This is a genomic window from Nocardia sp. CC227C (assembly GCF_030767025.1).
Lineage (GTDB): Bacteria > Actinomycetota > Actinomycetes > Mycobacteriales > Mycobacteriaceae > Nocardia.
In genome coordinates, this window is sequence record NZ_JASITE010000001.1 from 610,231 (window position 1) to 627,191 (window position 16,961).

Below are 16,961 nucleotides of genomic sequence, written 5' to 3' on the forward strand. Positions count from 1 at the left end.
GCGGGTGACCTGGCCGGAGACCTAACCACGCCGGGGAACGGCGGGTGACGTTGTGATACTGGTCGGTTTGCGCTGGGTAGATGGGTTGTGGGCGGAGGTGGGCGGTAGTCTTTGGGTTACTCGGATGCGTGCCGGTCGGCGAGGGTGGCGTCGGACGAGCAGCGTCGGTGGTTGGTTATCGGAAGCGACAGGGGTCTATCTATGGGAACGACAGCAGGGGGCGCGGGCGCGAAGAAGGACTCCGCGCCGTCCGCCCCCAAGCGGGTGGTGGTCGCCGAGGACGAGGCCCTCATCCGGATGGATCTCGTCGAGATGCTCTCCGAGGAGGGCTATAACGTCGTCGGAGAGGCGGGTGACGGCCAGCAGGCGGTCGACCTGGCCGAGGAGCTGCGTCCCGATCTGGTGATCATGGACGTCAAGATGCCGCGGCGGGACGGGATCGACGCCGCCGCCGAGATCGCCTCGAAACGCGTTGCCCCCGTGGTGATTCTGACCGCGTTCAGCCAGCGTGACCTGGTGGAGCGGGCGCGGGACGCCGGTGCGATGGCGTACCTGGTCAAGCCGTTCACGAAATCGGATCTGGTGCCCGCCATCGAGCTGGCCGCCAGCCGCTTCCACGAGATCACGGCCCTCGAGGGGGAGGTCGCCAATCTCGCGGACCGGCTCGAGACCCGCAAGCTGGTGGAGCGTGCCAAGGGTGTGCTCATGCAGACGCAGGGGCTATCGGAACCGCAGGCTTTCAAGTGGATACAGCGCACGGCCATGGACCGACGCACCACCATGAAGGCGGTCGCCGAAGTGGTGCTGGATAATCTCGCACCTAAATAATAGATAACCGCTATGTTGCCGGGGCGGGCCGTAGATCCTTAACGCCCTGGCAACACGGGCGGGAAAATAGTTTGTCTCGATGTCACATGACTGATGCGAATGTGATGCGCAGCTAACGCGGCGGGGCTATGTTCTGACCGGGCCGACAGATGAGGCGGCCCCCTCGGCGAGCCGGGGGAGCACAGAACATAGAGGTGAATCGTGCTTGGTTCAATGACGCGCACGTCTTCCCTGCGGCGCGGTCGCATGGCACGCGTAGTGGTCATCGGGGCGGCAGCGGCGCTCGCGCTGGCGGGGTGCAGCAGCAAATCGACCGACAACGGCACAGACGGTGGGGGGCTCAGCATCGAGCCGCTGGTCCAGGTCGATCTGGACGGCAGCGAGGTCGCCGCCAGCGATTCCGGGGCCGCGGCAGATCCGGCCGGTGACGGCAATGCCAAGTGCGACCCGCAGTCCATCGCCATGGCGGGCCCGCTGACCGGACCGAACGCCAACCTCGGTCTGAATATCGTCCGCGGCGCCAAGCTGGCGATCGACGAGTTCAACAAGGCCAATCCCGACTGTCAGGTGACACTGAAGGAATTCGACACCGAGGGCAACCCGCAGAAGGCCACCCAGGTGATCCCGACGATCATCAACGATCCGTCGATCGTCGGTCTGCTCGGCCCGACCTTCTCCGGCGAGACCAAGGCGACCGGTCAGGTGCTCAGCGACGCCGGGCTGCTGGCGCTCTCCCCGTCGGCCACCAATGTCGACCTCACCAAGAACGGCTGGAAGACCTTCTTCCGCGGCCTCGGCAATGACGGTATCCAGGGCCCGGCGGTCGCCAACTACCTGCTGCAGACCGGCAAGTACAACAAGATCTGCGTCGTCGCGGACAACACCGACTACGGTGTCGGCCTGGCCCGGACCCTGACCGAGACCCTGGGGTCGGTCGCCGACCCGGGCTGCGCGGTCAATGTCAAGGAAGGCGACAAGGACTTCTCCGCCGCGGTGTCGAAGCTGTCGTCGGCCGCGCCGGACGCCATCTACTACGCGGGCTACTACGCCGAGGCGGCCCCGCTGGTCCAGCAGCTGCGCTCGGGCGGTGTGACGGCCGAGTTCATCTCCGATGACGGCGCCAAGGATGTGGAGTTCGTGCGGCAGGCCGGTGACGCCTCCGAGGGCGCGCTCATCTCCTGCCCGTGCGGTCCCTCGCCGGAGGAGTTCACCCAGGCGTACAAGGACTTCAACGGCTACGACCCGGGTACGTACTCCACCGAGGGCTACGACCTGACCACGATCATGCTGAAGGGCATCGTCGCCGGCAAGGTGTCGCGCGCCGACATGGTCGAGTACGTGCGCACCTACCAGGGACAGGGCCTGGCCCGCGAGTACAAGTGGGGCCCGACCGGTGAACTGGAGAAGGCGCTGATCTGGATGTACGAGGTCAAGTAGCAGCACCGATTCGAAACAGCGTGTGCCGGAATTCTGGGCCGGTTGTCGGGCCCGTCCGGCACACGCTGTTTCCTCTACGGCGAAAGTAGCGAATGTCTTCACCAGCTGTACTCGATGGCGGCGTAATCGGGCCCTCCATGGTTACGCAGGCCGCCGCCTCCGGGCCTGACGCTTACACCGCGTGGTCCGGTGTGACCCTGCTGGCGAACGGGTCCATCGATTTCAATGTCACCGGGGTGATCGACCAATTCTGGCGGCTCACCGTCGACGGTCTCACCTATGGTTCGATCTACGCTCTGGTCGCGGTGGGCTACACCCTCGTTTACGGTGTACTGCGCCTCATCAATTTCGCCCATTCGGAAGTATTCATGTTGGGCATGTTCGGTCAGCTGATCGGACTGATGCTGCTCGGTTTCGGGGCCAGCGGAAATGTCTACGCGCAGGGCACCGGATTGACGATCGTGTACCTCGGCACCGCCATGATCATCGGCATGCTGGTCTCCGGCGGCGCCGCGGTCGGATTGGAGCGAGTCGCCTACCGGCCCTTGCGCAAACGCGGCGCGAAACGGCTCATCTTCCTGATCACCGCGATCGGCATGTCGTTCGTCCTGCAGGAGTTCGTGCACTACGTGCTGCCGAAGATCTGGCCGGGTATGGGCGGCACCAATGCCCAGCAGCCGATCATGCTGGTGCAGCCGACGGAACTGTTCACCATCTTCGACGCCGCCGTCACCAATACCGCGGTCGTCATCGTCGTGGCCGCGGTGCTGCTGGCCGTCGCCACCGAATTCTTCATCAACAGAACCAAATTCGGCCGCGGCGTGCGCGCGGTCGCACAGGATCCCGATACCGCCACCCTGATGGGCGTCTCCCGCGAGCGGGTCATCATGCTGACCTTCTTCATCGGCGGCCTGCTCGCCGGCGCCGCGGCGCTGCTCTACACGCTGCGGGTGCCCAACGGCATCATCTATTCCGGCGGATTCATCCTGGGCATCAAGGCGTTCAGCGCCGCCGTGCTGGGCGGCATCGGCAACCTGCGGGGCGCGTTGCTGGGCGGACTGCTGCTCGGGCTGGCCGAGATGTACGGACAGATCCTGTTCGGCACCGAATGGCGTGACGTGGTCGCCTTCGTGCTGCTGGTCGCCGTGCTGATGTTCCGGCCGACCGGCATTCTGGGTGAGAGTCTGGGGAGGGCCCGCGCATGAGCGAACCGAAGAAGACCGGTCCGTCGCAGGACCCGGAGCGGACCATGCGGGGCGTCGGCGATGCGCTGCGCTCCTGGTGGAGCGGGCTGTCCCGGCCCGCGCAGTGGGCCGTCGGCGTACCGGCCATCGTGGTGCTGGCGCTGCTGCCGCTGTTCCCGCCGCCGCTGCTCGACACCCCGGGCACCAGTTTCGGCGGTGTGATGGCGCAGTTCGCCATGACGGCGCTCATCGCCATCGGCCTCAATGTCGTTGTGGGACAGGCGGGTCTGCTCGATCTGGGCTATGTCGGCTTCTATGCCGTGGGCGCCTACTCGGTGGGTCTGCTCACCAGTCCGAACAGTCCGTGGAATCAGACCGACGGCGGCTTTCTCAATACCGAGTGGGCGTGGCTGGCCTGTGTGCCGGTCGCCATTCTGCTGACCGCCATCTCCGGTCTCATCCTGGGCACGCCGACACTGCGGGTGCGCGGTGACTACCTGGCCATCGTGACCCTCGGCTTCGGTGAGATCGTACGGCTGCTGGCCGACAACCTCGGCGATATCACCAATGGCAGCCTCGGGCTCTCCGGTATCGCCTACCCGCGGGTCGGCGAATCGGAGGATCACCCCGGCGGCTACTTCTCCTCCGGCAATCTCGGCGATTCCGAGAGCGGAAATCTGTTGGACCGCGCCAACTCCGGCACCTGGTGGTTCTGGATCGGCATGGCGCTGGTGATCGTGGTGCTGGTGCTGGTGGGCAACCTCGAACGCAGCCGCGTCGGCCGGGCCTGGGTGGCCATCCGCGAGGACGAGGACGCCGCCGAGATCATGGGCGTGCCCGCCTTCAAGTTCAAGCTGTGGGCCTTCACCATCGGCGCGGCCATCGGCGGCCTGTCGGGCGCGCTGTACGCGGGCCAGGTGCAGTACATCAACCCGGGCGTGTTCAACATCATCAACTCCATGCTGTTCCTGTGCGCCGTGGTGATCGGCGGTCAGGGCAACAAGCTCGGGGTGATCGTCGGCGCGTTCCTGGTGGTGTACCTGCCGAACCGGTTCATGTCGGTGGAGGTGGGCGACCAGTCGCTGGGTGACTACAAGTATCTGTTCTTCGGTCTCGCGTTGGTGGTGGTGATGATCTTCAGGCCGCAGGGTCTGTTCCCGGTCCGGCAGCGGCTGCTCGCCTACGGGCGGCAGGTGTACCGGGCAGTGCACAAGCCGGCGGCCACGGCGGCTCCGGCGACGACGGGAGCACGGCGATGACCGGGCCGGGCGCGGGCGACGCGCTGTTCGACAACGAGGATTTCGCGGCCGGATACACCGAGGCACCCGAGATCGAGAGCACCGGCACCGTGGACGTCTCCGCGGTGCTGCCCGGTCTGGGCAGCGCGGCGGCCGTCGCGGAGGTGGTCGCACCGCATCGTGAGATCGCGACCGCGGTCGGCGCACCGCTGTTGCGCACCGACGACCTGACCGTGCGGTTCGGCGGCCTGACGGCGTTGGACCAGGTGAGTTTCGAGATTCGGCGCGGCGAGATCCTCGGACTCATCGGGCCCAACGGCGCGGGCAAGACCACCTGCTTCAATGCCATCACCGGGGTCTACCGGCCGAGCGGGGGCACCGTCACCTTCGACGGCAAACCGCTCACCAAGACCAAACGCAACGAGATCACCCGGCTCGGCATCGCGCGCACCTTCCAGAACATCCGGCTGTTCGAGGAGATGACCGCGCTGGAGAACGTCGTGGTGGGAACCGATGCGCGGCACCGGACTTCGGTGCCCGGCGCGCTGTTCCGCACCGCCCGCCACCGGCGCGAGGAGCGCGACGCCATCGAACGGGGAATGGCGCTGCTGGAATTCGTCGGCATCGCGCCGCGCGCGGTGGAGAAGGCGCGCAATCTCTCCTACGGCGACCAGCGTCGGCTGGAGATCGCCCGGGCACTGGCCACCGAGCCGAAACTGCTGTGCCTGGACGAGCCCGCCGCCGGATTCAACCCCAGCGAGAAGTCCGCGCTCATGGACCTCATCCGCAAGATCCGTGACGACGGCTTCACCGTGCTGCTCATCGAGCACGATATGCGGCTGGTCATGGGTGTGACGGACCGGATCGTGGTGCTCGAGTTCGGGCGCAAGATCGCCGATGGGCTGCCGGAGGAGATCCGCGAGGATCCGGCGGTGATCGCGGCGTATCTGGGTGTGCCGGAGGAGAGTCCGGCGGCCGAGACGGCGGTCGAGGCCGTGGCGGAGGACGCCGCCGCCGAGGAGGTCGCGGCGGAGGTGGCCGAGGCGATGGAGTCCGGTGCGACCGCAACGCCCGATCCGGCGGTCACGCTGCGCAAACCCGAGGGTGCCACGGCCGAGGCGGAGCCGTCCGCGCTGCTCCAGGTCGAGGACATCGTCGTCAACTACGGCAGAATTCAAGCGCTGCACGGGATCTCGCTCAATGTCGGCTCCGGTGAACTGGTGACCCTGCTGGGCGCGAACGGCGCGGGCAAGACCACCACCATGCGCGCGCTGTCCGGCCTGCTGCCCCTGACCAAGGGGCGAATCCTGTTCGAGGGCGAGGACATCACCCGTATGAAGGCGCACGAACGGGTGCTCGCCGGGCTCATCCAGGCTCCCGAGGGTCGGGGCGTCTTCCCCGGTATGACGGTCCAGGAGAATCTGGACATGGGCTGCTACGCGCGCCCGTTCAAGCAGCGGTCCGAGTACGACTCCACCCTGGACTGGGTTTTCGAACTGTTCCCCCGCCTCGCCGAGCGCCGTCGCCAGGTCGGCGGCACCCTCTCCGGCGGCGAACAGCAGATGCTCGCCATCGGCCGCGCCCTCATGGCCCGTCCGAAACTCCTGCTCCTGGACGAGCCGTCGATGGGTCTGGCCCCCATGGTGATCCAGCAGATCTTCCGCATCATCACCGAGATCAACGACAGCGGCACCACGGTCCTGCTGGTCGAGCAGAACGCCCAGCAGGCCCTCACCCGCAGTGACCGCGCCTACATCCTGGAAACCGGCGAGGTGACCAAGTCCGGCCCCGGTCGTGACCTCCTGGTCGACCCCGCCATCAAATCCGCCTACCTCGGCGTCGGCTGAACCCGGAATCCGAGATCGGGCCGGTCATCCACGGATGACCGGCCCGATCTGCTTGCAGGGGCGACAGGACTTGAACCTGCAACCTGCGGTTTTGGAGACCGCTGCTCTGCCAATTGAGCTACGCCCCTTCGTTGCTCGAACACGGTACCAAGCCGCCGCCCCGGGGCGAAATCGGATTTCGTCGGTGCTGTTCGCGCCCGGTGCGTCCGGCTGTCGGTGGACGTCCCTAGACTCTGGGGCGTGACTCCTGCCTCTATCGATCAGCGTCCGAGTGCTGTGTCCACCGCTACCCCCGATGTGGGGGAGCGGCCCACGTTGTTGCTGCTCGATGGGCATTCACTGGCTTATCGGGCGTTCTACGCGCTGCCGGCGGAGAACTTCAAGACACAGAGCGGGCAGACCACGAACGCGGTGTACGGGTTCACGGCGATGCTGATCAATCTGCTGCGGGACGAGAAGCCGACGCATGTGGCGGCGGCGTTCGACGTGAACCGGAAGACGTTCCGGACCGAGGCGTATCCGGAGTACAAGGCGAACCGGATCACCACGCCGGACGAGTTCCGCGGGCAGGTGGAGATCACCCAGGAGGTGCTGGGGGCGCTCGGGATTCCCACCATGGCGATGGAGGGGTACGAGGCGGACGACATCATCGCCACCCTCACCACGCAGGCGGTGCCGCAGGGATACCGGGTGCTGATCGTGTCCGGCGACCGGGATTCGCTGCAACTGGTCAACGACGATGTCACCGTGCTCTACCCGAAGAAGGGCGTCAGCGAGCTGACCCGGTTCACCCCGGCGGCGGTGGCGGAGAAGTACGGGCTCACCCCGGCCCAGTACCCCGACTTCGCGGCGCTGCGCGGCGACCCGAGCGACAACCTGCCCGGCATCCCGGGCGTCGGTGAGAAGACCGCCGCCAAATGGGTGCGCGAATACGGCGACCTGGCGGCGCTGGTGGACAAGGTGGACACCGTCAAGGGCAAGGTGGGAGACGCGCTGCGCGCCAACCTCTCCAGCGTGGTGCTGAACCGGCAGCTCACCGAGATGGTGCGCGATGTGCCGGTGCCCTACACCCCGGACCAGCTGGCCATGCAGCCGTGGGATCGGGAGAAGATCCACGCCCTGTTCGACGACCTGGAGTTCCGCGTCCTGCGCGACCGCCTGTTCGACACCCTGGCCCCGGTCGAGCCGGAAGCCGAGTCGGGATTCGAGATCAGCGGCGGCACCCTGGCTCCGGGCTCGGTCGCCGACTGGCTGGCCGAACACGCCGAAGCCGGTCGGCGCCACGGTGTTTCGGTGGTCGGCATCGGCAGTCCGGTCGACGGCGACGCCAAGGCCATCGCCATCGCGGCCGCCGACGGCGAGGGCGGCTACCTGGACGTCCACGCCCTGACCCCGGAGGACGAAGCCGCCCTGGGCGCCTGGCTGGCCGATCCGGACACCCCGAAGGCCCTGCACGAGGCCAAGTCCGCCATGCACGCGCTGCGTGCCCGCGGCTGGAACCTCGGCGGCCTCACCAGCGATACCGCCCTGGCCGCCTATCTGGTGCGGCCGGGCCAGCGCACCTTCACCCTCGACGATCTGTCGCTGCGCTACCTCAAGCGCGAACTGCGGGTCGAGGATGCGGGCGCGGCCCAGCTGTCCCTGCTCGACGACGAGGACCAGGTCGACGAGGAAATCGCCAAAGCCGAGATCCTGCGCGCCCAAGCGGTCTCCGACCTCGCCGCCGCCTTCGACGAGGAGCTCGAGCGCATCGAGTCCACCGCCCTGCTGCGCGATATGGAACTGCCGCTGCTGGCCGTGCTCGCCGATCTCGAACAGGCCGGAATCGCCGTCGACGCCGATCAGCTCGAGCAGTTGCAGCGCGAATTCGCCGACCGGGTCGCCGAGGCCGCGAACAATGCCTACGAGGTGATCGGCGAGCAGATCAACCTCGGCTCGCCCAAACAGTTGCAGGTGGTGCTGTTCGACAAGCTCGACATGCCCAAGACCAAGCGCACCAAGACCGGCTACACCACCGACGCCGACGCGCTCGAGGGTCTCTACGAGAAGACCCAGCACCCGTTCCTGCAGCATCTGCTCGAGCACCGCGACGCCACCCGGCTCAAGGTGACCGTGGACGGCCTGCTCAAATCCGTCGCCGACGACGGGCGCATCCACACCACCTTCAACCAGACCATCGCCGCCACCGGACGGCTGTCGTCCACCGAGCCGAATCTGCAGAACATCCCGATCCGCACCGACACCGGCCGCCGCATCCGCGACACCTTCGTGGTCGGCCCCGGCTACGACTCGCTCATGACCGCCGACTACAGCCAGATCGAAATGCGGATCATGGCGCACCTGTCCAAGGACGAGGGCCTGATCGAGGCGTTCAACTCCGGTGAGGACCTGCACACCTTCGTGGCGTCCAAGGCATTCGACATCCCGCTGTCGGAGGTGCATCCGGAAATGCGCCGCCGCATCAAGGCCATGTCCTACGGCCTGGCCTACGGGCTGTCCGCCTACGGCCTGTCCCAGCAGTTGAAGATCAGCGCCGAGGAGGCCAAGGCGCAGATGGAGGTGTACTTCAACCGCTTCGGCGCCATTCGCGACTATCTGCGCGACGCCGTCGAGCAGGCGCGCAAGGTGGGCTACACCGAAACCCTGTTCGGCCGCCGCCGCTACCTGCCGGACCTGGACTCCAGCAACCGCCAGCGCCGCGAGGCCGCCGAACGCATGGCGCTCAACGCGCCCATCCAGGGCACGGCCGCCGACATCATCAAGGTCGCCATGATCGACACCCAGCGGGCCATCCGGGCGGCGGGCCTGAAGTCGCGGATGCTCTTGCAGATCCACGACGAACTCGTCTTCGAAGTGGCGTCGGGGGAGCGTGAGGCGCTGGAATCCCTTGCCCGCGAACATATGTCGAAGGCTATCGAGCTCTCGGTGCCGCTCGAGGTGTCGGTGGGCGTCGGCCGCAGCTGGGACGCCGCGGCGCACTGACCGGTGCGCGACCATCGCCCGTGGGCACGGTGCTCGTGGGCGATGGCCGCGCGTGATCGGCGGAGTGCGCACTCGCCCGGCCGCACGCCGGGCGGCGGTGGCCGGTGATCAGTGGTGTGGCGGCAGCGTGTTCGGCGCGATTGTCGCGCACGCCAGCGCGGTGGTGCGGCATCTCTCGGCGCAGCCCCGCTCACCGCGCAGTTCGCACTGCTCGGCCAGTTCGGCGCAGGCGTCGGCGGTCAGCTCGCACATCCAGTCCGCCCAGGGGGATTCGCTGTCCAGCAGATCGGCGGCGAGTCCGCTGAGTTCGGACACGTCGGTCAGCATGGCGATATACCGCCGGTCCGGATGCGCCGCACCGAGATCCGATGCGGCCCGGATGCGGCGTCGGCAGCTGTGGTGGCAGTCGCGCAGCCGGTCGATGGTGCTCTGGATCTTCGGATCGGTCATCGCAACCTTCCAGAGAGTTCGCTGCTGGTTTGCCCATTGTCGGGGAGTGGCTCTCCGGCATCCCGAAGCCATGCCGGTCCGAGCGTGTCGAAAGTTACTCGTGGGTCGGCGCGGAATATGGTTGCTATCCCCGAGATGTCCCCTTAAGCTCGACGCCGTGCCGAATCCCGCCTACAGCCGCAGCGCCGCGCTCGATGTCGCCGACCGCGACCGCGCCGCGCTTCTTCCGCTCACCGCGATGGTGGCTGTGGCGCGAATTCTCGTAGTAGCCCGCCGTAGCGGGGTCTGATTCGGACCGGCCCCCTCGCTGCGGCCACTCTGCTCTTGATTTCTCGCTGGTCCCCTCTGCCATTCCTCGGAAGATTCGGGAAGACCAAACCTCACCATGACCATCACCATCGATACCGACATGTTCATCGCCGCCGCCCCCGCGAGTCTGCGGGCCGAGTGCCGCGACCTCACCCCCGCCGAGTTCTACGACCGGTACTGCGAACACGAAGGCCCGGTCAAGCTCAGTGAGTGGACGCCCATCGGGCACCACGGACCCGGCGGGCGCTACACGGCGACCCTGGAGATCGCCGACCACCTCCGCACCGTCGTGGCGACGGGCAGTCCGGTGGCGACACTGACCTCGGCCCTCTACGACGAGGGCTATCCGGTCGAGATCCTCGCCTTCCATCAGCGCCGCACCGATGACGGCATCGCCACCTTCGTCCAGTGTGAGTTCAACGGCCGCCGCGGCTGGGGCGCCGCCCTCGCCGACGACGGAGCCGAATCCGCCATCCGTGCCATGATCGCGGGCATCAACCACCTCGGAACACACTTCTGAGGTAGCGCCGCTCCCCGCACCCCGCCACCCGCACGGTGGCGGGGTGCATTGCGGGATGGGTCCGAAAACAGCAGCGCCGCACCCGATCCCGGGTGCGGCGAGCTCGCGTCGGTCTACTGCGACTGCTGCTCGGCGAGCTGCTTGCGGACCTCTTCCATATCGAGATCCTTGACCTGACCGATGAGGTCCTCCAGCGCGGCCGGGGGCAGCGCGCCGGGCTGTGCGAAGACGAGCACGCCCTCGCGGAAAGCCATGATGGTCGGAATCGAGCGGATCTGCGCCGCCGCGGCGAGCCCCTGCTCCGACTCGGTGTCGACCTTGCCGAACACCACATCGGGGTGCTTCTCGGACGACGCCTCGTAGGTCGGCGCGAAGCTCTTGCACGGGCCGCACCAATCGGCCCAGAAATCGACGAGTACCACGTCGTTTCCTGTCACGACCTCATCGAAGTTCTGCTCGGTAAGAGTCTGGGTGGCCATGGCATCCTCTCGTGTCGGTTTCGTCCGGTCCAACACCGAACGATGCGGTTGTGTTCCCTACCCGACCGGCCACTCGCGCCGCCGATCACCGTCCCACCGTCGTATACCCACAACGGTAGCCGGGAAATCCCCGTCCCGGCCGACGGCCGCCAGGGCGGTCGGCAACTGGGTCGGGGTCACGCGCCTGGCCAGTGTGACATGTGGGGTCCACGCGTCGGGACGCACGGTAGAGGGGATACCCGGGCAGGGGGAGATGACACCGAACAATCGGCGCTGTAGGTCCAGCAGGGGGAGGGAGGGGACGACGGCGCGGACCAGGATCGGGCGGCGGGCGCCGAAGACGAGGAGGCCGCCGAGGAGGACGGGGATGGCGGTGAAGGGCTCCCGGGCCAGGGATTTGTCGAGGCGGGGCCAGATTTCGCGGGCGACGGCGACGGTGATGTGGGGGCGGTGGTTCGCGTCGGGGGAGTGCAGGCCGGCCTCGGCCAGCAGGCGCCACTGGTCGCGGATGGTGGATTCCGCCGCCTCGTCGAGGATCAGTTCAACCGACTGGACCACAGGTGGACGATACGTGAGGAAGTGTCCGGGGTCCGGTTCCGCGCGAGCGCGGTGGTTGCGGGAGGATTACCGGCATGAGTGACGGCGGGAATCTGCGGCTGGGGCTGATCGAGGGGGACGGAATCGGCCCGGACGTGGTGCGCGCCGCCCGCGACGTGGTGGACGAGGCGCTGGCGGTACTGGGGATTCCGGCGGTGGAGTGGGTGCCGCTGCTGATCGGGCACGCCGCCATCGCGGAGTTCGGCGATCCGGTGCCCGAGGCGACGCTGAAGGGTCTGGAAGGGGTGGACGCGTGGATCATGGGCCCGCACGACAGTGCGTCGTACGCGGCCGAGCACCGGACCGGGCTGCCGCCCGCGGGCGCGGTGCGCAAGCGGTTCGGCCTGTACGGCAATATCCGCCCGGCGCGCGGGATGGCGGGGGTGCGGGCGGTGGCCGCCGAGATGGATCTGGTCATCGTGCGCGAGAACAGCGAGGGTCTCTACGCCGACCGCAATATGTATGCCGGATCGGGTGAGTTCCGGCCGACCCCGGATGTTGCCCTGGCGGTCGGCGTGTTCACCCGCGCGGCCATCGAGCGCATCGCCCGGCTGGCCTTCGAGGTGGCCGAGACCCGGCGCAAGAAGGTCACCATCGTGCACAAGGCGAATGTGCTGCCCCTGACCACGGGCCTGTTCCGCGAGGTGTGCTACGAGGTCGCCGAGCGCTACCCGAATGTCGAGGTGACCGATGAGCACGTGGATGCGATCACGGCGCTGCTGGTGCGCACGCCCGATGCCTTCGACGTGTTGGTCACCGAGAACCTGTTCGGCGACATCCTCTCCGACCTGGCGGGCGAACTGAGCGGTTCGCTGGGGATGGCACCCTCGCTGAACTGCTCGGACACCCACGCCATGGCCCAGGCCGTGCACGGCGCTGCGCCCGCCCTGGCCGGACACAATCGGGCGAATCCGCTCGCGCTCATCCGGTCCGCCGCGATGATGTTGCGCTGGTTGGCCAACCGCGACGGCCGTTCCGCCCTGCACCGCGCCGCCGATCGCATCGACAACGCGGTAGCGGAGACGTTGCGGGCCGGAGTCGCCACATCCGATTTGGGTGGGTTAGCATCTACCACCGAATTCACCGAGCAGGTGCGGGCACGTCTGCACCGCTGGTGAGCGATGTCCGGCGCGTAACGGGCACGCGCCAGCGTGTCGCGGATTAATCTTCCGTTACCGATCCGCGCGGAATGTCCGACTCGCCTACATTTCGAACGGCGGGCGACGCCCGGATGTCGCGTAACCGAACTGTGGAGGACCTGTGTCTGTTCGATTTTTCCGCGGGCGTGCCCTGCGGGCCGCCTGTGCGCTCGCCGGTGGCGTCCTGATGCTGACCGCGTGTAGCAACACCGAGAGCGGCGGCCCCGAGGTCGCCAAGGTCGAGGGCATCACCAAGGTGGACGCCATCGCGGCGCAGCTGCCGGAGGACATCAAGAACTCGGGCAAGCTCGTCGTCGGCGTCAATGTGCCCTACGCGCCCAACGAGTTCAAGGATCCCGCCACCGGTGAGATCATCGGCTTCGACGTGGACCTGATGGACGCGGTCGCCCAGGTGCTCGGCGTGACCGCCGAATACCAGGAATCCGACTTCGAGAAGATCATCCCCTCCATCGAGGTCGGCACCTACAACGTCGGCATGTCGTCGTTCACCGACAACAAGGAGCGTGAGCAGACCGCCGACTTCGTCACCTACTTCAACGCGGGCAGCCAGTGGGCCCGCAAGGTGGGTTCGGACGTGAACCCGGACGACGCCTGCGGCAAGCGGGTCGCGGTGCAGCGCACCACCGTTCAGGACACCGACGAGATTCCCGACCGCAGCGCCGAGTGCGTCGCCGAGGGCAAGCCGGAGATCGTGAAGGTGGCCTACGACGAGCAGAGCGCCGCCGCCACCGCGCTGGTGCAGGGCCAGGTGGACGCCATGTCCGCCGATTCGCCGGTCACCGCCTATGCCATCAAGGAAGCCAACAAGGACGCGAAGGTGATCGAGGCCGCCGGTCCGATCTTCGACTCCGCCCCCTACGGCTGGCCGGTCAAGAAGGGTTCGCCGCTGGCCCCGGTGCTGCAGCAGGCCATGCAGTACCTGATCGACAACGGCCAGTACCGGCAGATCGCCGAGAACTGGGGTGTCGAAGAGGGCGTGATCGCCAAGTCGGTCATCAACGGCGCACAGGGCTGATCACACACGATGTCCGATAAGTTCGAGAAGCCGGAGTCCGCCGCCGCCACCGCGGCGGCGGCCGGTGCCGAGCCGGAGCCCATCAAGGCCATCCCCTTGCGGCGTCCGGGCCGGTGGATCGCCGCCGCGATCATCCTGGTGCTGCTGGGCCTGTTCCTGTACGGCGCGGCGACCAATCCCGCCTACCACTGGGATACGTACGCGAACTACCTGTTCGACAAGCGGATCCTGGAAGGCGCGCTGGTCACGCTGGAGCTGACCGTGCTGGCCATGGTGCTCGGCGCCGTGCTGGGCGTGGTGCTGGCCATCATGCGGCTGTCGCCGAACCCGGTGCTGCGCTCGGTGGCGTGGGCCTACCTCTGGATCTTCCGCGGCACTCCGGTGTACGTGCAACTGGTGTTCTGGGGCCTGTTCCCCGGCTTGTACCAGACCATCACCGTCGGAGTGCCCTTCGGTCCGTCCTTCGCGGATTTCAATGTGCTGGACTGGCGGGCCCCGTTCCTGTTCGCGGTGATCGGCCTGGGACTCAACGAGGCCGCCTACATGGCCGAAATCGTCCGTGCCGGTGTGAATTCCGTGGGCGAGGGGCAGCGCGAGGCATCGGTGGCGCTGGGCATGTCCTGGTCGCAAACCATGCGCCGCACCGTGCTGCCGCAGGCCATGCGGGTGATCATTCCGCCCACCGGCAACGAGCTCATCTCCATGCTCAAGACCACTTCGCTGGTCACGGCGATTCCGCTGACCACCGACCTGTACGGCCGGGCGCGCGACATCTACGGCGTGAACTTCCAGCCGGTGCCGCTGCTGCTGGTCGCGGCGACCTGGTATCTGGTGGTGACCAGCGTGCTCATGGTGGGCCAGTTCTACCTGGAGCGCTACTACTCACGCGGTTCCTCGCGGCAGTTGACCGGAAAGCAGTTGCGGGCCTTGGCTTCCCAACAGCACGTGGTGGAGGAGGGTAAGTGACCGCGACATCCGACACCGTGCCGCCCATGGTGCGCGCCGACCGGGTCTGCAAGAACTTCGGTGCGCTGCGGGTGCTCAAGGGCATCACGCTGGAGGTGAAACGCGGTGAGGTGCTGTGCCTCATCGGCCCGTCCGGCTCCGGCAAGTCCACCTTCCTGCGCTGCATCAACCATCTGGAGCAGGTGAACGCCGGACGGCTGTACGTGGACGGCGAACTGGTCGGCTACCGCGAAAAGGGTGACAAGCTCTACGAATTGCATCCGCGCGAGGCCGCCCGTCAGCGCCGCGACATCGGCATGGTGTTCCAGCATTTCAACCTGTTCCCGCACCGGACCGCGCTGGAGAACATCATCGAGGCGCCCACCCAGGTCAAGAAGACCGCCAAGGCCGACGCGGTGGCCCGCGCCAAGGAACTGCTGGACCGGGTCGGCCTGGCGGACAAGGCCGACACCTACCCCGCCCAGCTGTCCGGCGGCCAGCAGCAGCGCGTCGCCATCGCCCGGGCGCTGGCCATGGATCCCAAGCTGATGCTCTTCGACGAGCCCACCTCGGCGCTGGACCCGGAGCTGGTCGGCGAGGTGCTCGGCGTCATGCGGGAACTCGCGGCCGACGGCATGACCATGGTGGTGGTGACGCACGAAATGGGCTTCGCCCGCGAGGTCGCCGATCAGCTGGTGTTCATGGACGGCGGCGTGGTGGTGGAGGCCGGTAACCCGCGCGAGGTGCTGGCCGATCCCAAGCACGAGCGCACCAAGACCTTCCTGTCCCGGATTCTGTAGCGGCGCAGCGGCTTACCCGATCGGCCCCGTTCCGCAGCGCGGAGCGGGGCCGATCCGTCGTGAGTGCGGTCGTCGCGCGGCACGAACGTCCGGGCGGTGCCAGGTTCGAGTTGCCGCCGCGTACTCCGGGTTCGCGCCGCGCGCGTACTCCGGGTTCGCTCCGCGCGTACGCCGGGTTCGCCCCGCACGTACGCAGGGCTCGCGCCGCACGGTGCGTCCACGGGATCTCAGCGGCCGGTGAGCGCGATGCGCAGCTGTCCCAGCAGGACTTTGGCCGCCGGGCTGAGCGGTCGGTCGGTGCGCCAGGTCAGGATCAGGCGACCGCGCAGGGCGGGGGTCAGCGGCAGGGTGCGCACCCCCGATCCGGCCGCCTCGGTGTCGGTCGGCTCGGTGTCGGTCGGCTCCGGTACGACCGCCACGCCGAGGCCGTACGCGGCCAGCCGGATGAGCAGCGGGGGAGCGGCCGCCTCGAAGGCGATATCGGGGCTGAGACCGGCTGTGGCGCAGGCGCGTTCGAGCACGCCACGGATGCCGGTGCCGCGCGGTAGGGCGATGAGCGGGTGGCGGCACAGCTCCGCCAGGGTGAGCGCGGAACCGAACCGGGTGTCGTCGGCGGCCACCGCGGCGACGATGGCGGTGTCGAGGACGGTTTCGGCGGCCACGGCGGGACCCAGTTCCGCCCCGCTGTCGCCGACGATGGCGAGATCGAGTTCGCCGCGTCCCAGAGCGGCGAGCATGCGGTCGGAGGTGTCCTCGGTGAGACTGATCCCGACCTGGGGGTGATCGCGGTGGAAGGCCGCCAGCACCCCGGCCGCGTCGAACTCGTCGGTGGCGGCCCCGGAGATCATGCCGATGCGCACCTGGCCGCGCAGCAGTCCGGTGAACTCGTCGACCGTATGAGTGATGCGCTCGGTCGCCTCCAGCGCCGCCCGCGCCAGCGGCAGCACCGCCGCGCCCACCGGGGTGAGGGTGACCGTGCGGCCGGAGCGGTCCAGGAGTTGTTGTCCGAGTTCGCGTTCCAGTTGGCGGATCTGGGCGCTCAGGCCCGGCTGGGCCAGGTGCAGGCGCGCGGCGGCGCGGGTGAAGTTGGCCTCCTCGGCCACGGTGACGAAGTAGCGCAGCTGTCGCAGTTCCATAACTGATTATTCTAGCGAGAAGAAGAACTATCTG

15 protein-coding genes, 1 tRNA gene and 1 pseudogene are annotated in these 16,961 nt (G+C 67.7%); 12 read left to right on the forward strand and 5 right to left on the reverse strand.

Annotated elements, in window-relative coordinates; genetic code table 11:
* Window positions 1–201 precede the first annotated feature (201 nt).
* From QMO76_RS02720 to QMO76_RS02745, 6 genes and pseudogenes are all read left to right on the forward strand, one after another.
* Window positions 202–828, forward strand: a complete 627-nt coding sequence (locus QMO76_RS02720; RefSeq protein ID WP_306359525.1) for an ANTAR domain-containing response regulator — start codon at window positions 202–204, stop codon at window positions 826–828.
* A gap of 246 nt (window positions 829–1,074) precedes the next feature.
* Window positions 1,075–2,265 (forward strand): branched-chain amino acid ABC transporter substrate-binding protein, encoded by a 1,191-nt coding sequence (locus QMO76_RS02725; RefSeq protein ID WP_306359526.1) that lies wholly within the window; start codon window positions 1,075–1,077, stop codon window positions 2,263–2,265.
* 137 nt (window positions 2,266–2,402) lie between these two features.
* Window positions 2,403–3,470, forward strand: a complete 1,068-nt coding sequence (locus tag QMO76_RS02730) for a branched-chain amino acid ABC transporter permease (protein ID WP_306359527.1) — start codon at window positions 2,403–2,405, stop codon at window positions 3,468–3,470.
* Window positions 3,467–4,708 (forward strand): branched-chain amino acid ABC transporter permease, encoded by a 1,242-nt coding sequence (locus QMO76_RS02735; RefSeq protein WP_306359528.1) that lies wholly within the window; start codon window positions 3,467–3,469, stop codon window positions 4,706–4,708. Before QMO76_RS02730 ends, QMO76_RS02735 begins: the two co-directional genes overlap by 4 nt.
* Window positions 4,705–5,706: pseudogene (locus QMO76_RS02740) on the forward strand (ABC transporter ATP-binding protein); the annotation flags it as partial. The gene QMO76_RS02735 and the pseudogene QMO76_RS02740, both read left to right, overlap by 4 nt.
* 114 nt (window positions 5,707–5,820) lie before the next feature.
* A complete protein-coding gene (locus QMO76_RS02745; protein WP_306359662.1) occupies window positions 5,821–6,534 on the forward strand; it encodes an ABC transporter ATP-binding protein in 714 nt (237 codons plus the stop codon).
* A gap of 55 nt (window positions 6,535–6,589) precedes the next feature.
* On the opposite strand, the gene QMO76_RS02750 is transcribed toward QMO76_RS02745, so the two are convergent.
* Window positions 6,590–6,662: transfer RNA gene (locus QMO76_RS02750), tRNA-Trp, on the reverse strand.
* Window positions 6,663–6,774: 112 nt separating this feature from the next.
* On the opposite strand from QMO76_RS02750, the gene polA reads away from it, so the two are divergent.
* Window positions 6,775–9,516: a DNA polymerase I gene (polA, locus tag QMO76_RS02755; RefSeq protein WP_372341872.1), complete on the forward strand. Its 2,742-nt coding sequence runs from the start codon at window positions 6,775–6,777 to the stop codon at window positions 9,514–9,516.
* 108 nt (window positions 9,517–9,624) lie between these two features.
* Here polA and QMO76_RS02760 read toward each other — a convergent pair whose 3' ends face one another.
* Window positions 9,625–9,966 carry a hypothetical protein gene (locus tag QMO76_RS02760; protein ID WP_306359529.1) on the reverse strand — a complete coding sequence of 114 codons (342 nt, stop codon included), beginning with the start codon at window positions 9,964–9,966 and terminating at the stop codon, window positions 9,625–9,627.
* A 385-nt stretch (window positions 9,967–10,351) separates the two neighbouring features.
* On the opposite strand from QMO76_RS02760, the gene QMO76_RS02765 reads away from it, so the two are divergent.
* Complete coding sequence (locus QMO76_RS02765) at window positions 10,352–10,795, forward strand: 2-keto-3-deoxygluconate kinase (RefSeq protein ID WP_306359530.1); 444 nt, start codon at window positions 10,352–10,354, stop codon at window positions 10,793–10,795.
* 113 nt (window positions 10,796–10,908) lie between these two features.
* On the opposite strand, the gene trxA is transcribed toward QMO76_RS02765, so the two are convergent.
* Together trxA and QMO76_RS02775 are read right to left on the reverse strand one after the other, a co-directional pair.
* Window positions 10,909–11,274 carry a thioredoxin gene (gene trxA, locus QMO76_RS02770; protein ID WP_029929033.1) on the reverse strand — a complete coding sequence of 122 codons (366 nt, stop codon included), beginning with the start codon at window positions 11,272–11,274 and terminating at the stop codon, window positions 10,909–10,911.
* Between the two features lie 57 nt (window positions 11,275–11,331).
* Window positions 11,332–11,832 carry a 2'-5' RNA ligase family protein gene (locus tag QMO76_RS02775; protein WP_306359531.1) on the reverse strand — a complete coding sequence of 167 codons (501 nt, stop codon included), beginning with the start codon at window positions 11,830–11,832 and terminating at the stop codon, window positions 11,332–11,334.
* Window positions 11,833–11,906: 74 nt separating this feature from the next.
* Here QMO76_RS02775 and QMO76_RS02780 point away from each other — a divergent pair, with 74 nt between their 5' ends.
* The 4 genes from QMO76_RS02780 to QMO76_RS02795 all read left to right on the forward strand — a co-directional run bounded on the left by QMO76_RS02780 (window position 11,907) and on the right by QMO76_RS02795 (window position 15,791).
* On the forward strand, window positions 11,907–12,989 hold the full coding sequence (locus QMO76_RS02780) for an isocitrate/isopropylmalate dehydrogenase family protein (protein ID WP_306359532.1): 1,083 nt from the start codon (window positions 11,907–11,909) through the stop codon (window positions 12,987–12,989).
* Window positions 12,990–13,197: 208 nt separating this feature from the next.
* The gene (locus tag QMO76_RS02785) at window positions 13,198–14,046 is read left to right on the forward strand and encodes an ABC transporter substrate-binding protein (protein WP_306359664.1); all 849 of its coding nucleotides are present in this window, start codon (window positions 13,198–13,200) and stop codon (window positions 14,044–14,046) included.
* A 9-nt stretch (window positions 14,047–14,055) separates the two neighbouring features.
* A complete protein-coding gene (locus QMO76_RS02790; protein WP_306359533.1) occupies window positions 14,056–15,012 on the forward strand; it encodes an amino acid ABC transporter permease in 957 nt (318 codons plus the stop codon).
* 26 nt (window positions 15,013–15,038) lie between these two features.
* On the forward strand, window positions 15,039–15,791 hold the full coding sequence (locus QMO76_RS02795; RefSeq protein WP_306359665.1) for an amino acid ABC transporter ATP-binding protein: 753 nt from the start codon (window positions 15,039–15,041) through the stop codon (window positions 15,789–15,791).
* A 227-nt stretch (window positions 15,792–16,018) separates the two neighbouring features.
* Here the strand turns inward: QMO76_RS02795 and QMO76_RS02800 are convergent, their stop codons facing one another.
* A complete protein-coding gene (locus QMO76_RS02800; RefSeq protein WP_306359534.1) occupies window positions 16,019–16,927 on the reverse strand; it encodes a LysR family transcriptional regulator in 909 nt (302 codons plus the stop codon).
* Window positions 16,928–16,961: the final 34 nt, after the last annotated feature.

Excerpts from the sequence above, each read along its gene's own strand:
- QMO76_RS02730 (WP_306359527.1), top strand. The coding sequence starts at position 2,403 with ATGGTTACGCAGGCCGCCGCCTCCGGGCCTGACGCTTACACCGCGTGG.
- QMO76_RS02720 (WP_306359525.1), top strand. The coding sequence starts at position 202 with ATGGGAACGACAGCAGGGGGCGCGGGCGCGAAGAAGGACTCCGCGCCG.
- QMO76_RS02735 (WP_306359528.1), top strand. The coding sequence starts at position 3,467 with ATGAGCGAACCGAAGAAGACCGGTCCGTCGCAGGACCCGGAGCGGACC.
- QMO76_RS02760 (WP_306359529.1), bottom strand. The coding sequence starts at position 9,966 with ATGACCGATCCGAAGATCCAGAGCACCATCGACCGGCTGCGCGACTGC.
- QMO76_RS02725 (WP_306359526.1), top strand. The coding sequence starts at position 1,075 with ATGGCACGCGTAGTGGTCATCGGGGCGGCAGCGGCGCTCGCGCTGGCG.
- trxA (WP_029929033.1), bottom strand. The coding sequence starts at position 11,274 with ATGGCCACCCAGACTCTTACCGAGCAGAACTTCGATGAGGTCGTGACA.
- QMO76_RS02765 (WP_306359530.1), top strand. The coding sequence starts at position 10,352 with ATGACCATCACCATCGATACCGACATGTTCATCGCCGCCGCCCCCGCG.
- QMO76_RS02800 (WP_306359534.1), bottom strand. The coding sequence starts at position 16,927 with ATGGAACTGCGACAGCTGCGCTACTTCGTCACCGTGGCCGAGGAGGCC.
- QMO76_RS02790 (WP_306359533.1), top strand. The coding sequence starts at position 14,056 with ATGTCCGATAAGTTCGAGAAGCCGGAGTCCGCCGCCGCCACCGCGGCG.
- QMO76_RS02795 (WP_306359665.1), top strand. The coding sequence starts at position 15,039 with ATGGTGCGCGCCGACCGGGTCTGCAAGAACTTCGGTGCGCTGCGGGTG.
- QMO76_RS02780 (WP_306359532.1), top strand. The coding sequence starts at position 11,907 with ATGAGTGACGGCGGGAATCTGCGGCTGGGGCTGATCGAGGGGGACGGA.
- QMO76_RS02785 (WP_306359664.1), top strand. The coding sequence starts at position 13,198 with ATGCTGACCGCGTGTAGCAACACCGAGAGCGGCGGCCCCGAGGTCGCC.